Annotated in this window: 14 protein-coding genes; 6 read left to right on the top strand and 8 right to left on the bottom strand. The window is 69.2% G+C overall.

Features of this window, described 5'->3' with window-relative positions; genetic code table 11:
• Nucleotides 1-171: 171 nt before the first annotated feature.
• Nucleotides 172-1,461, bottom strand: coding sequence for a 3-phosphoshikimate 1-carboxyvinyltransferase (gene aroA / locus WDJ58_RS15220; protein WP_338917864.1), 1,290 nt, complete (start codon nucleotides 1,459-1,461; stop codon nucleotides 172-174).
• 144 nt (nucleotides 1,462-1,605) lie between these two features.
• Here aroA and WDJ58_RS15215 point away from each other — a divergent pair, with 144 nt between their 5' ends.
• Together WDJ58_RS15215 and WDJ58_RS15210 are read left to right on the top strand one after the other, a co-directional pair.
• On the top strand, nucleotides 1,606-2,670 hold the full coding sequence (locus tag WDJ58_RS15215) for an NAD(P)/FAD-dependent oxidoreductase (RefSeq protein WP_338914121.1): 1,065 nt from the start codon (nucleotides 1,606-1,608) through the stop codon (nucleotides 2,668-2,670).
• Between the two features lie 162 nt (nucleotides 2,671-2,832).
• Entirely contained in the window at nucleotides 2,833-3,123 is a 291-nt protein-coding gene (locus WDJ58_RS15210; protein WP_338914120.1) for a DUF7545 family protein, read from the top strand.
• Nucleotides 3,124-3,143: 20 nt separating this feature from the next.
• On the opposite strand, the gene WDJ58_RS15205 is transcribed toward WDJ58_RS15210, so the two are convergent.
• Entirely contained in the window at nucleotides 3,144-3,815 is a 672-nt protein-coding gene (locus tag WDJ58_RS15205; RefSeq protein WP_338914118.1) for a 2,5-diamino-6-(ribosylamino)-4(3H)-pyrimidinone 5'-phosphate reductase, read from the bottom strand.
• 132 nt (nucleotides 3,816-3,947) lie between these two features.
• On the opposite strand from WDJ58_RS15205, the gene WDJ58_RS15200 reads away from it, so the two are divergent.
• A complete protein-coding gene (locus WDJ58_RS15200) occupies nucleotides 3,948-4,523 on the top strand; it encodes a hypothetical protein (RefSeq protein ID WP_338914117.1) in 576 nt (191 codons plus the stop codon).
• Nucleotides 4,524-4,660: 137 nt separating this feature from the next.
• Here WDJ58_RS15200 and WDJ58_RS15195 read toward each other — a convergent pair whose 3' ends face one another.
• Entirely contained in the window at nucleotides 4,661-4,795 is a 135-nt protein-coding gene (locus WDJ58_RS15195; protein WP_338914116.1) for a hypothetical protein, read from the bottom strand.
• Nucleotides 4,796-4,873: 78 nt separating this feature from the next.
• On the opposite strand from WDJ58_RS15195, the gene WDJ58_RS15190 reads away from it, so the two are divergent.
• Nucleotides 4,874-5,656 (top strand): HAD-IIA family hydrolase, encoded by a 783-nt coding sequence (locus WDJ58_RS15190; protein WP_338914115.1) that lies wholly within the window; start codon nucleotides 4,874-4,876, stop codon nucleotides 5,654-5,656.
• A gap of 13 nt (nucleotides 5,657-5,669) precedes the next feature.
• Here the strand turns inward: WDJ58_RS15190 and WDJ58_RS15185 are convergent, their stop codons facing one another.
• From WDJ58_RS15185 to WDJ58_RS15170, 4 genes are all read right to left on the bottom strand, one after another.
• Entirely contained in the window at nucleotides 5,670-6,341 is a 672-nt protein-coding gene (locus WDJ58_RS15185) for a hypothetical protein (RefSeq protein ID WP_338914114.1), read from the bottom strand.
• A complete protein-coding gene (locus tag WDJ58_RS15180) occupies nucleotides 6,338-7,219 on the bottom strand; it encodes a hypothetical protein (protein WP_338914113.1) in 882 nt (293 codons plus the stop codon). The genes WDJ58_RS15185 and WDJ58_RS15180 overlap by 4 nt, the downstream gene beginning before the upstream one ends.
• Nucleotides 7,220-7,254: 35 nt before the next feature.
• Nucleotides 7,255-8,064 carry a hypothetical protein gene (locus WDJ58_RS15175; RefSeq protein ID WP_338914112.1) on the bottom strand — a complete coding sequence of 270 codons (810 nt, stop codon included), beginning with the start codon at nucleotides 8,062-8,064 and terminating at the stop codon, nucleotides 7,255-7,257.
• A 398-nt stretch (nucleotides 8,065-8,462) separates the two neighbouring features.
• Nucleotides 8,463-8,705 carry a CDGSH iron-sulfur domain-containing protein gene (locus WDJ58_RS15170; RefSeq protein ID WP_338914111.1) on the bottom strand — a complete coding sequence of 81 codons (243 nt, stop codon included), beginning with the start codon at nucleotides 8,703-8,705 and terminating at the stop codon, nucleotides 8,463-8,465.
• Between the two features lie 98 nt (nucleotides 8,706-8,803).
• Between WDJ58_RS15170 and WDJ58_RS15165 the strand changes: the two genes are divergently transcribed.
• The gene (locus tag WDJ58_RS15165) at nucleotides 8,804-10,432 is read left to right on the top strand and encodes a potassium channel family protein (RefSeq protein WP_338914110.1); all 1,629 of its coding nucleotides are present in this window, start codon (nucleotides 8,804-8,806) and stop codon (nucleotides 10,430-10,432) included.
• A 214-nt stretch (nucleotides 10,433-10,646) separates the two neighbouring features.
• Entirely contained in the window at nucleotides 10,647-11,240 is a 594-nt protein-coding gene (locus WDJ58_RS15160; protein WP_338914109.1) for a hypothetical protein, read from the top strand.
• A gap of 29 nt (nucleotides 11,241-11,269) precedes the next feature.
• Here the strand turns inward: WDJ58_RS15160 and WDJ58_RS15155 are convergent, their stop codons facing one another.
• Nucleotides 11,270-12,526: a DUF3179 domain-containing protein gene (locus WDJ58_RS15155; protein ID WP_338914108.1), complete on the bottom strand. Its 1,257-nt coding sequence runs from the start codon at nucleotides 12,524-12,526 to the stop codon at nucleotides 11,270-11,272.
• Nucleotides 12,527-12,626: the final 100 nt, after the last annotated feature.

Here is a 12,626-nt window from a genome sequence, read left to right as displayed (position 1 = left end):
CGAGGAGGTCCGCGGGCGACAGCACCCGGACGGGAACGCGGGATCCCGAGCGCGACACGCCCTCCTCGCGCCCGCGGAGTGTCGCCGTGTCAGCCCCGCCTCACGCGAGTCCCACAGCCGCGATCGACTCCGGAAGCAGCCCGCGAACGTCGTACGCTCCGGTCTCGGCGGCTACTCGAACGTCGCCACGTCGGCTCCGAGCTCCGAGAGCACGTCGAAGAACCCGGGGAAGGAGACGTCGACGTGCTCCCCACCCTCGATCGTGGTCGTCCCCTCGGCGACGAGTCCGGCGACGGCGAGCGCCATCACGATGCGGTGATCGCCGCGCCCGTCGACCTCCGCCCCGGTGAGCGTCGTCTCCCCGCCGTGGATCACGAGTTCGTCCTCGAACTCCTCGACGGTGGCACCCATCTCCCCGAGCTCCTCGGCCATCGCGCTCACCCGATCGGTCTCCTTGTACCGGACGTGCTCGCAGTCGGTGATCCGCGTCGTCCCGTCGGCGGCCGCGCCGAGCGACGCGATCGTCGGGAGGAGGTCGGGCGTGTCGGCGACGCCCACCGTCACCCCCGAGAGGTCGCCCCTCCCGACCGTGGCGACGCCGTTCTCCTGGTCCCAGTCCACGGTGGCACCCATCTCGTCGACGATACCGACGATAGCGCTGTCTCCCTGGGCGCTCGGGACCGCCCCGTCGACGACGAGCTCGTCCTCGGCGGCGAGCGCGCCCGCCGCGAACAGGTACGACATCGACGAGAAGTCACCGGGGACGCGGTACTCGCCGTCCGTCGGCCCGTAGGACTGCCCACCGTCGACGCGGTAGCCCCCGTCGGTCTCGTGGGCGTCGACGCCGAAGTCCTCCAGAAGTTCGACGGTGATATGGACGTACGGTGCGGACTTGAGTTCGGTCTCCAGTTCGACGGTGATACCCTCCTCGGTAACGGCACCGGCCATCAGGAGCGCCGTGACGAACTGCGAGGAGACGTCGCCGGGGATCGACGCCCGGCCTCCATCGACGTGGCCGCCGACGACCAGCGGTGCCTGGCCGTTGCCCCGCGTGGAGTCCGCGCGTCCGCCCAACTGCTCGATGGCGTCGAGGAGCGGCCCCTGTGGCCGGGATCGGAGCGAGCCGTCGCCGGTGAGGACGGTCAACCCGTCGGCGAGCGCCGCCGTCGCCGTCGTGAGTCGCATCGTCGTCCCGCTGTTCGCACAGTCGAGGACGTCCGCGGGGACCTCGGGCCGGCCGTCGAAACCCTCGACCTCGAAGTCACCGTCGCGTTCGGTCACCTCGCCGCCGTACAGTTCGACGGCACGTATCGTCGCGCGGGTGTCGGCGCTGTCGAGCGGGTCGCGGACGAGAGCCCCGTCGGCGTATCCGGCGGCGAGTATCGCCCGGTGGGTGTAGCTCTTCGACGGCGGGGCCCGGGTCCGACCGCCGACGGTCGAACGGGAGATGTGAGCGTCCATGTCGCGCCCCTCGGAGTCGCCCGGCATCAGCGTACCGCCTTCGCCGTCTGCCCGACGTCCTGTGACCCGTGCTACCGAACCGGTCGTGCAGTCGTTCGCGGGAACAGCACAAGCGTAATGTCCGGCCCCCGACTACTCCCTCGTATGACCGAGGACGCCGAACACCGCCGGATGATCGTCGCCGGGACGGGTATCGCCGGGCTGAGTGCGGCCATCTACGCCGGCCGCTCGAACAACGCGCCGCTGGTTCTCGAAGGGGTCGAACCGGGCGGACAGCTCACGCTGACGACCGACGTCGCCAACTACCCCGGGTTCCCCGAGGGCATCTCCGGGCCGGACCTCATCAACAACATGAAGGAGCAGGCCGAGCAGTTCGGTGCCGAGATCGACCACGGCGTCGTCGTCGACGTCACACCGGAGGGCGACGGACCCGACCGGCGGTTCCGCGTCGAACTCCGCGACGGGACGGTCTACACGACCGACGCGTTCGTCGCCGCTTCGGGTGCCTCGGCGCGGACGCTCGGGGTGCCCGGCGAGGACCAGCTCATGGGCTACGGCGTCTCGACGTGTGCGACCTGCGACGGCGCGTTCTTCCGCGGCGAGGACATGCTCGTGGTCGGCGGCGGCGACGCGGCGATGGAGGAGGCGAACTTCCTCACGAAGTTCGCCGACACGGTCTACGTCGCCCACCGGCGCGAGGAGTTCCGCGCCGAGGACTACTGGATCGACCGGACGATGGAGAAGGTCGAGGCGGGCGAGATCGAGATCCTGCGGAACACCGAACTGCTGGAGATCCACGGCTCCGCCGAGGACGGGGTCTCGCACGTCACCCTCGCGGCCAACGACTCGGGCCACCCGACGGAGAAGCTCGACGACCCCGAGACCGAGACGTACGACATGGACGTGGGTGCGGTGTTCCTCGCCATCGGCCACACGCCCAACACCGGCTATCTCGAGGACACGGGCGTCGAGATGGACGAGGAGGGATATCTGATGACCGCGGGCGGCCGCGGCGGGGGCCAGACCGCGACCGCCGTCGAAGGGATCTTCGGCGCGGGCGACGTCGTCGACTTCCACTACCAGCAGGCCGCGACTGCCGGCGGGATGGGCGTCAAGGCCGCCCTCGACGCCGACGACTACCTCGACGACCTCGACCGGGCGCGGGCCGCGAGCGCGGCGGCCGACACCGCGGCGGCCGACGACGACTGAGACGCCGGTTCCGGCCCGCCCAGCCTTCCACACGGGCGCTCACGGGACAGGTCTCTCCGGTACACTCTCCTCTTCGTTCGTCTCTTGCGGTGATCGCTCGACCCGACCCAGGCCCCGGAGCAGAACCCACAGACCCATGTCCCCGGGGGGAGGAGTTCTCGCATGGCAGACCCGTCCGACACGGTGACGCTGACCGTCGAGTCCGAGGAAGGTAGCGACGAGGTGACGCTCCCCGCGGAGCTCGTCGACCTGCTGAAGGAGGGCGACGAGACCCCCGCGGAGGTGGTCGGCGACCTCGCGATGATGGGCTGTGCCCAGCGCATCCACGCGACGGTCCACCACGGCCAGGGCGAGGTCGACCCGCAGATCGAACGCCTAGAGGAGCTCACGATGGAGCTGTTCGAGGAGCGGTTCGGGGCCTCCTACGGCGAACTCACCGGCCACGACCACTGAGCGGCACGCTCGCAGGCCACTCAGCCGATCACGGTCCACTCGAGGAGCACGCCGCCGTCCAGCCGTTCGACGCCGTCGAGCCGTAGCTCCGGGAACGACTCGACGAACCCCTCGCCGTCGACGAGCGTCGGCGCGTCTCGACCCCCGATGACCGTCGGGCCGACGAAGACCGAGAGCCGGTCGACCAGCCCGGCCTCGAACAGCGAGGAGATGAGTTCGCCGCCGCCCTCGACCATCAACCGGTTCGTGCCGTCGTCGGCCAGCGTCTCGCAGAGCGAGACGAGATCGACCCGCTCCGCCCCGGCGACACGGACCGTCGCACCTGCCGCGGCGAGCGCCTCGCGTCTATCGGCCGGGGCGGCCTCGCTCACGAACACCCAGGTCCCGGGCTCGCCCTCGAGTATCGCGGCGTCGGTTGGCGTGCGTGCGCGGGAGTCCGCGACCACCCGGACGGGCGACCCGTCGCGTACCTCGCCCCGCTCGCGGAGCGCCCGCCGGTACTCGCGGTCGTGGCGAACCAGCGAGGGATCGTCGGCCAGGACGGTGCCGACCCCCACCAGGATGGCGTTGGCGCTGGCCCGGAGCCGGTCGACGCGGGCGAAGTCGGCCTCGCCGCTGATGCGGACCTGCCGGCGCTCCCTGGTCGAGAGCTTCCCGTCGGCGCTCGTCGCCGCGTTCACGAACACCTCCATGGGCGTTGGTCGACGCCCGGGCGCAAGGGGGTTTCGCACCGGCACGATTCCGGCCCCGGGGTTCGCCCGGGGTGGGGACGGCCGCAAGGGGAACGGTTTTTCCATCCACCGCCGTACCGCTGGCCGAGAACCGTGTCGAGCGAGTCGCCACTGACTGTCTCGGGTGAAGCCGGCCGCGCCGTCAGGTACGCCATCCTCGGCGTCCTGGTCTCCGGGATCCGCCGACGCGACCCCAGCGCCGTCGTGAACGCCGTCGTCTCCTTCTGTGCGACCTACCTCCCCGGCGTCGTCGAGTGGCGCTACGGCGTCGAATTCCGCCCCTGGCAGCGCCTCTACCTCAACGCCGGGATGCTCACCCACGCTGTCGGGATGCTCGGCCCCTACGACGACACGTGGTGGTGGGACCACCTCACCCACACCCACTCCTCGACGCTCGTGGGTGGGTTGATCCACGTGATCGCCCGGCGCGGCGGACGGGACCCCCGGCCGCGCGTGATCGGTGGCGTCCTCTGTCTCGGCGTCCTCTGGGAGCTCATGGAGTACGCCATCCACGGCGTCTCTCGGCGCGTCGGCCTCGAACCACTGCTGGTCCCCTACGGCCCGAAGGACACCCTCAAGGACCTCATCTTCGACGTTCTGGGGGCGCTCCTGACGCTCGCGTTCGCCGACCGGCTCCTCTCGAACCTCCTCGACGAAGACTCCGGGTAGCGCGGCCGGGGATGCCCCGGTCGTCAGCCAATCCGTCGTGGACCGTCGGCCCGTCGTGACCGCCCCGGAACGGACGGGAGCCACCAGTCGAGCGGGGACGTTCGGGGCCACCGCTGCCGCAGAACGCTCGACACCGGTCAGCGTGGCGTGTAGGCCGCGATCAGCACTCCTGCCGCGAACAGCCCCACGAACTCGTAGGCGGCGGCGCCGGCGACCAGCACCGGGAACGCGGCCACCGGCGGGGCGAAGGAAAGAGACCGGAGGGCGAACACGTTTCGACGGGTCGGCCGAGGGGACAAAACCGTGTCGTCGTCGATGGGTTCAACGCACCGCCGCCCCTCGTGTCGCTCATGTACCGTGGTGCGGTGCTCGACCTCGACGGAACCGTCTACCGCGGGCGCGATCCCATCCCGGGCGCGCCGGCGGCGATCGAGCGACTCCGCGAACGCGGCCTGTCGCTGCTCTTCCTCTCGAACAACCCCACGAAGTCCCGGGAGGCGTACGTCGAGCGCCTCGATCGAATGGGTATCGAGGTCGAGGAGGGGGAGGTGCTCTCCGCGGGCACCGTCACCACCCGCTACCTCGCCGAGCACCACGCCGAGGACGTGCTGTTCGTCGTCGGCTCGCCGGGCCTGCTCGAACAGTTCGACGAGGCCGATCTCACCGTGACCGAGGATCCCACCGAAGCCGACGCGCTCGTCGCCTCCTACGACCACGAGTTCCACTACGACGACATGACCGACGCCTACCGCGCGGTCGGCGACGGCGGCGCGTTCGTCGGCTCGGACCCCGATGTGGTGATCCCCGCCGGGGAGGGCCGAATGGTCCCCGGGTCGGGCGCGATCGTCAACGCGTGTGCGGGCGTCCTCGAACGGGAACCCGATCACGTGCTCGGCAAACCCTCCCCCGAGACAGTCGAGATGGCCCGCGAGGCACTGGGCGTCCCCCTGGAGGAGTGTCTCGTCGTCGGCGACCGGCTGAACACGGACCTCGCGTTCGGCGAGCGCGCCGGGATGACGACCGTCCTCGTGAGGACGGGGGTCACCGACGACCGGACTCTCGGCGAGAGCGACGTCGAACCCGACTTCGTGATCGACTCGCTGGCCGACGTCGACGCCGTCCTTGACGGCTGACGCTCCGGTACCTTCAGCGCTCGCTCGCCGCCGCCGCGAGGTCGTCGAGTTCGGCGTAGTCCACGCGGTAGTCGGTCGGGACCCTCTCGGGATGTCCCTCGACGGCCTCGCGCAGGCGATCGAACGCCTCTCCCGGACCCTCGCTTTCGAGCGATGCGGGTGTCACGCCAGCCCTCGTCAGGAGTTCGGCGGTCACCGGGCCGGCACCGCAGGCGACGAGTTTGGCCGCCCCTCCGACCAGAGCGGGGTCGACCGAACTCCCACGGAGGAGTCGTTTCAGCTCCCCGGGCGAGGCGGCACCGACCGCGTCGGCATCGACCAGTCCAGCGTCGACCAGCCGACGCGCGGCCTCCGGGGTGAGCGCCCGAACCCGTTCGGCGAGCCGACTCGCCCGCGGGTCCGAGGCCTCTGACACGTCGGCGACGACCCGGACCAGTTCCTCGGCCGGGATCGGCCGGTAGCGGAGCGTGAGTCTGCCCTCGCCGTCGCCGACGCCGAGCAGGAACTTCGTCTCGCCGTCGGGGGCCTCCACCGTCGCTTCGAACGGGACGACCAGTTCGACGCTCGTGACGACGAACTGGTCCCCGCCGCGCTCCGCACTCCGCTCGTCGGCCGCCGTGATCCCCCGCTGGAGGTCGCGCTGGACGGTCTCGACCAGCCGGTCAAGGCTGACGTCCGTGCTCATCGCCGGTCCTCGTCCGGTCCGTCCCGCTCCGGGCCCTCCCTCTCGCTGACGCGGGTCACCGCCCGCCTGCCGGGGAGCGGTCGGCCCGACCGTCGGCCGGGATCGAGCGGTTCGCGCGGGCGGGGGCGGGGTCGCTCGATTCGATCCCGCCTGTCCGGGTCGGGGTCCCCGTCGTCGCCACGATCGTCGCCATTACCGCTATCGTCGTGATCGTCGCCGTACGGGAGGGAGACGAACCGGAGATCGGTCGTGAGCGTTCCGATCACGCCCGGGTCTACGGTCCCCTCGCGTCCGTCGAGGAGGATGGCCTCGATGTGTTCCTCGCCGCCGCCGAACGCCACCTTCACCTCGACGGTCGCCGTCTCGACGACCGGAGTCGGAACGCCGTCGGCGAACGCCGCGGCCGCAACCCGGCGTTCGGCATCGAGACGGTCGCGGACCGTCCGTTCCACCAGCGCGACCGACGCCTCGGTCAGTCGACCGACGCCCTCACCCCGCTCGACGGTACGCAGGATCGAGACGCCCAGCTCGCGCTCTACCGGCGGGAACTCGGCGACGCGGTGTTTCGTCTCCTCGACGTCGGCGAGGTCGGGGTGGAGGTACACCTCGCCCGGACGGACGGAAGTCCGGCCGGGACGCCACGCCGAGACGTACTCGTCGAGCTCCTCGCGGTCGAGGACCCGCGCGAGGAGGTCGACCGGCGGCCGGGCGAGCGGGGGGAACAGCGACGCGAGCGCCTCTTCGACCTCGATCCCGCTCGGCTCGACGTTCAGTCCATCCTGAAGCGACGCCCGGCGTCGCGCGGCGGCGACGCTCGCCTCGCGGACGCCGTCGGCGGTCTCGCCGACGAGGTCGGTTATAAGGGTGGTGAGTGTCACGTTCGGGACCCTCTTGCCCTACCCGGTCACCCGAATCACGGGGTGACCACGACCTCGGGCTCTGGCTCCTCCGCTTCGGGGAGGGCGAACGGCTGTGACTCGCCGCGGAAGTTGATCTCGACGCGACCCTTGATCTCGCCCTCGGCCCCACCCTCGGAGGTACGACCGGAACGGTCGGTCGACACGCGGAGTCGGGATCCGCTACCGCCGAGGTTGATGCCGAACAGCCCGCTGGAGAAGTTCAGCCCGCCGCCCCCGTTCAGCGTGTTCCGCTGGTAGGACGAGCTCGTCGTGACGTCGTTGACGTTGGCGTAGGTCCGGAACTCCAGCTCCGTCTCGATGGTGCCGTCCTCGACCACGATTCGGGTGACACCCTGTGAGACGAGTTCGCGCAGCGCCGACAGACGCGGACGGGCCAGCATGTTCCGCACGAGACGGAAGATCAGTTCGACGTCCGCGGCGTCGAGGCTACCTTCCTCGGGCAGGTCGCCCTCGACGCCGGTCTCGATGGCCTCGGGCCCGAGGAGGCTCGCGAGTCGCGCTGCGTCGGCATCATCGAGGTCGCCGGGGTCCGACGGGGTGCCGACGCTCGTGCCGTTGTCCTCGTCGCCGGGGAAGTAGGTCCGCAGATAGGTCTCGACGTCCGTGTCCGTCACGGCCTCGGCGGAGAAGTCACCGAGGGTCATCGAGACTTTCTCGACGAGGTCGGCGTACGCCTCCTGCTGTCGGATCATCGACGCGACGATGGCGTCGAAGGTGTCGGAGATGAGTTTCGAGGTGAATTCGGGGTAGTTGACCTCGTCGATTCGGGAAAGCTGGTCTATCGGATCACTCAGTTCTGGCATATGTTCGGTTGATTTAAATGGCTCGTGAGATGATAAAGATGTATGTATTAATCATGCAGTATCCTGCGAGCGATCTCGGGGACGTTCGGTCGGATGAGGGCGAGCGTGGCTGCACCCAGCCCGCCTTCGACGGACCGTGCTGGTCGTGATAGTGGTGTGAGTCGTATCTCCCGACCGGTCCCCGGACCGACTCCACGGGATCCTCGCCAGTGATGGCATCCCTCCACCACGAGCTTCCGATCCGTGTCGCCGGTTCGACGTCGAAGTTAGAGACGGTGAGTGGCGACCGGTCCGTGGTCCCCTCGGGGTAGTCGATCGCCTTCGTACCCGCACCGAACCTACACGCTACTCGACGGGAGACGTTGGCCGACCGCCTACGACCGGTCGCTCGCCGGCGTTCACCCCGTCGTATCCTCGGCCAGGTCGAACCCCTCGATCACCCGACGCTCGCCCGGGCGGTCGTCCTCGTACTTGTATCGGACACCCGGCTCCTCGTCCTCGGTCGCCCGGTGGGAGCCATCACAGAACGGGAACTCGGCCGAGAGCCCGCACAGACAGACCGCCACGTCGCCCTTCTCCTCGTCGATGTCGTCGGGGGTCAGAATGTAGGGCCCGTCGGCCTCGTGGGTCACCTCGCGCATACTCGCCGCAGGGTCGACCGACGTAAACGATTGACGGACCGGCGTCTCGCGGGCGGACGAACGGAACGTCTTAGACGGTTCCGTCGCGTTGCTCACACATGGACGACCGGCAACGCCGGACCGGCTACTACCTGTTGACCCTCGCGGCGATCATGGCCGCCTACTCCGTGCTCTACTACTACGGGATGATCTACTTCGAGGCCGAGCGGATATCCTTCCTCCACGCCGTACAGGTCGTCGTCGAGACGTTCACGACGACCGGGTTCGGCTCGGACTCGCCGTGGCGGTCCGACGTCATGAACCTCCTCGTCATCGTGATGGACCTGACCGGCGTCTTCATCATCTTCCTCGCGCTCCCGGTACTGCTGTTCCCCCTGTTCGAGGACCGCCTGTCGAGGACCGCGCCGACGAGCGTCGAGGGGCTCTCTGACCACGTGATAATCGCTGGCTACAGCCCCCGCGGGGTGGCGCTCGTGGACGAGCTGACGGCCCGTGACCGCGACCACGTCTTCGTCGAACCCGACCGCGAACTGGCCGACGAACTCGACGCCGAGACCGACCGGACCGTCATCCACGGGGACCCGGAGACGGCCGCGGCGCTCCGTTCGGCCGGTATCGCGGAGGCCCGCACCCTCGTCGCGGACGTCGACGACGAGGTGAACGCGAGCGTGGTCCTCGCCGCCCGGAGTATCGCCGACTGCCATACCGTCACCCTGGTCGAGGAGCCGGAACGCGAGACGTACCACCGCTACGCCGGCGCGGATGACGTGTTCAGTCCCCGCCAGCTCATCGGCGAGTCGCTCGCCAAGAAGGTCACGGCGGGCGTCACGCCCGAACTGGACGGGGCCATCGAGATCGCCGAGGACTTCGACATCGTCGAACTGCCGGTCCAGTCCGGCTCGGAGATCGTCGGCAGGACCGTCGCCGACGCCGGTATCCGCGAGCGCACCGGGGCGAACATCGTCGGCGCGTGGTTCCGCGGGGAGTTCGCCTCCCCACCCCCGCCGGACGCCCGTATCGACGAGCAGACCATCCTCGTCGTCGCCGGGCGCGAGCGCCAGCTGGAGCGGCTGAAGGAGCTGACCCTCTCCGAGCGCCGACGCCGGGACGGCGGCCCGGTGATCGTCGCCGGGTTCGACGAGGTCGGGACCACGGTGGTCGACCGGATCGACGGCTCGGTCGAGACGGTCGTCCTCGACCGACGCGACATCCCCGGCGTCGACGTCGTGGGCGACGTCACCGACGAGGAGACGCTACGGGAGGCCGGGATCGACGAGGCCTCGACGGTCATCATCGCCGTCTCCGACGACACGACGACGGTGTTTGCGACGCTCGTGGTCCGCGAACTCAATCCCGACGTCGAGATCATCGCGCGGGCGGACGCTACCGAGTCGGTTCGGAAGCTCTACCAGGCGGGCGCGGACTACGTACTCGCGCTGGCGACCGTCTCCGGTCGGATGCTCGCCTCCACGATACTGGACGAGGAGGTCATCTCGTTCGACCAGCAGATCGAGATCGTCCGCGTCGACTGCGGCGCGCTCGTCGGGCGCACGCTCGCCGAGGCGGACGTCCGCGCCCGGACCGGTATCACGGTCCTCGCCGTCGAGCGGGACGAGGAGGTCATCACGGACCTCGGCCCGGACTTCCGCATCCAGCACGGGGACGACCTCGTCGTCGCGGGGACCGACGCCGACATGAACCGGTTCGCCGCGTTCGTCGGTGAGTGATCCGTCCGACGTTCGCGGGGCAACATGAGTCGCCGAGGGACGAGAGTCGCTCGGCAGCGTCCCGGACGGGCATACATTCAAGAGGAGAGCTGCGGGACTCACTCGGCGTCCCATCCGAGGCTGTGGCGTCCCAGGGTCCGGTCAACGTCTCTTCAGCAGAGAGGCCAAGGGTTCAGAAACGGTTATAATCCCGTACAAGCACCCGGAAATAGACGTGTCCACCGAGCCCCCAGATCGAGCTACGATCGACCAAAGCGAGTACGGTGTGATCGAACGAGTCTCCGTGAGTATCTTCTCTATCGTCGACCGAGAGGGTCGAGACTTGGAGTGTGCCGACGAGATGTGGCACCTGCTAAGCGGGGTGCTCACCCCAGCCGCGGGGACAATACTATTTCTGATAGGTTCCTACCTCGTGTACGCTGTCACCGGAGATACGTTCGAGACGCGAGGACTCGTTAGTTCGCTCCTGGCGGCGGGTTCTATCTCGGCAACAGGAGCACCGATAGGGACGCTGATGAACAGAGGAGCCATGAAAACCGGAGAGGAAATCCAGGTAGACGTTCAGCGGTTCGTCGGGTTCTGTCTACTCGGTGTAGGATTCACCGTCCAGTTGTTGGCTCCACTGAGTCGGTTATCTATGTTCGACGGGGTTGCTGTTCCAGCAAGCCTGGCGGGTATTCTTCCTCTACTCGCTCTTTTGTTGATGTTCCTATACATCGAGAATAGGAGCCTCGGGAAGTGGGACGAACAGAGAGCAACGGCTGGAGCCTCCTCCAGCGAGGACGAGAGTGACTCGGAAGGGTCCTGAACGGTTGGGCTGAGAGTAGAAGGCTAAGACTACTCCGCCGACCAGACCTCGGTCCCGGGGTGGAAGTTCACCCAGGAGAAGAAGAACTCCCCCGAGACGGTGTTCGCCGGACCGAGACGCGTCCCCTCGTGAGGACCGTCGACCGCCCGACCGCTCAGGACCCGCCAGCGCGATCCGCCGGCGGCGAGGAACGCCTCGCTCTCCCGCTCGAAGGCGAGCGTCTCGCCGTCGACCTCGCGGACGTACGCGACGAGTGTCCCCGAGTCGGTCGCGGCGACCACCACGGGGAGCCCGCCGACCTCGTCGTTGACGACGCCGGCCTCCTCGACGGGCCCGAGCGGGTAGGCGCGCGAGACGCCGCCGTGTTCGATGCCGACGACCATCGTCTTGGGGTGGAGCCGGTCGTCGTCGTACGACCCCCCGAGGCCGATCTGCTCGCTCGATCCGTACCCCGCGTACGGGTCGCGGTCGTAGTCCCGCGTCGAGTCCCGACCGGTGACCGTGTTCGACTCGGGGGGTGGCCGCAGGACGACCCCCTCGGGGTACTGGGCCCGGAACTCGCCCCAGGTGGTGATCGCGGACGGGACGAGTTCGAGCGCGCTACCGACCCTCTCGCCCCGGATGGCCGCGGCGGCGATCTGCGACCAGAGGCTCCTCGTCGCCTCGTCGTACATCACGAGCGCGTTCCGGAAGAGGAGCCCCGAGACGCCGAAGGTCGTCGCCTCCCCGTCGACGGTTCGTACGGCCGTGACGCCGCTCGCACAGAGCGGGCAGTACGTGACCAGCAGGGGACCGCCGGACCCGTCGTCGGACTGGGTCCCACTGGCATCCGAGCGCGGCTCGAAGGTGTCGTTGACGACCTCGTGCCAGTTGAGCACCTTCAACGGGTAGGCCCGCGCCTCGCCGCCCCGCTCGACGGCGATCACCTCGTCGTCGTCCGCGAGTCGTGGCTTCGAGGTACCGGAGTCCGGGTAGTCCGACCGGATCTCCGTGTCGAACCCCGACCAGTCCTCGCCGAACACCGGGTCGACGATGGCGGGAATGGCGTCCTTCCCCGCACCCCGCCGGAGTTCGGACCGGGGGATCGGCACCTCGACGCCGTTGACCGTCCTCCGGGTTTCGCCGGGTGTGCCCGTCGGGTTCGTCTCCGACGGCGTCCCCCGGGACCCGCCCGGATCTCCCGAACCTTCCCCGGATCCGCCCTCCGGGCTACCGAAGGAGGTACAGCCGGCCAGGCCGGCCAGGCCGCCGGTACCGACCCCGACGAGGTAGCGCCGACGTCTCATACGACTCCACAGGTACGGGCACCCCATATCCACGCCGGGGTTGTGTGTCCCCTTCTCACATCCGGCGTGACGCTTTGAGGCGACGGCGCCCATCCGGGGG

It is taken from the genome of Salinirubellus litoreus (genome assembly GCF_037335815.1).
GTDB classification, from domain to species: Archaea; Halobacteriota; Halobacteria; order Halobacteriales; family Haloarculaceae; genus Salinirubellus; species Salinirubellus litoreus.
Note: the sequence above shows the minus strand (reverse complement) of the source record. Positions and strands in the feature narration are given on the sequence as shown.

Excerpts from the sequence above, each read along its gene's own strand:
- WDJ58_RS15190 (WP_338914115.1), top strand. The coding sequence starts at position 4,874 with ATGTACCGTGGTGCGGTGCTCGACCTCGACGGAACCGTCTACCGCGGG.
- aroA (WP_338917864.1), bottom strand. The coding sequence starts at position 1,461 with ATGGACGCTCACATCTCCCGTTCGACCGTCGGCGGTCGGACCCGGGCC.
- WDJ58_RS15165 (WP_338914110.1), top strand. The coding sequence starts at position 8,804 with ATGGACGACCGGCAACGCCGGACCGGCTACTACCTGTTGACCCTCGCG.
- WDJ58_RS15155 (WP_338914108.1), bottom strand. The coding sequence starts at position 12,526 with ATGAGACGTCGGCGCTACCTCGTCGGGGTCGGTACCGGCGGCCTGGCC.
- WDJ58_RS15175 (WP_338914112.1), bottom strand. The coding sequence starts at position 8,064 with ATGCCAGAACTGAGTGATCCGATAGACCAGCTTTCCCGAATCGACGAG.
- WDJ58_RS15185 (WP_338914114.1), bottom strand. The coding sequence starts at position 6,341 with ATGAGCACGGACGTCAGCCTTGACCGGCTGGTCGAGACCGTCCAGCGC.
- WDJ58_RS15210 (WP_338914120.1), top strand. The coding sequence starts at position 2,833 with ATGGCAGACCCGTCCGACACGGTGACGCTGACCGTCGAGTCCGAGGAA.
- WDJ58_RS15215 (WP_338914121.1), top strand. The coding sequence starts at position 1,606 with ATGACCGAGGACGCCGAACACCGCCGGATGATCGTCGCCGGGACGGGT.
- WDJ58_RS15170 (WP_338914111.1), bottom strand. The coding sequence starts at position 8,705 with ATGCGCGAGGTGACCCACGAGGCCGACGGGCCCTACATTCTGACCCCC.
- WDJ58_RS15205 (WP_338914118.1), bottom strand. The coding sequence starts at position 3,815 with ATGGAGGTGTTCGTGAACGCGGCGACGAGCGCCGACGGGAAGCTCTCG.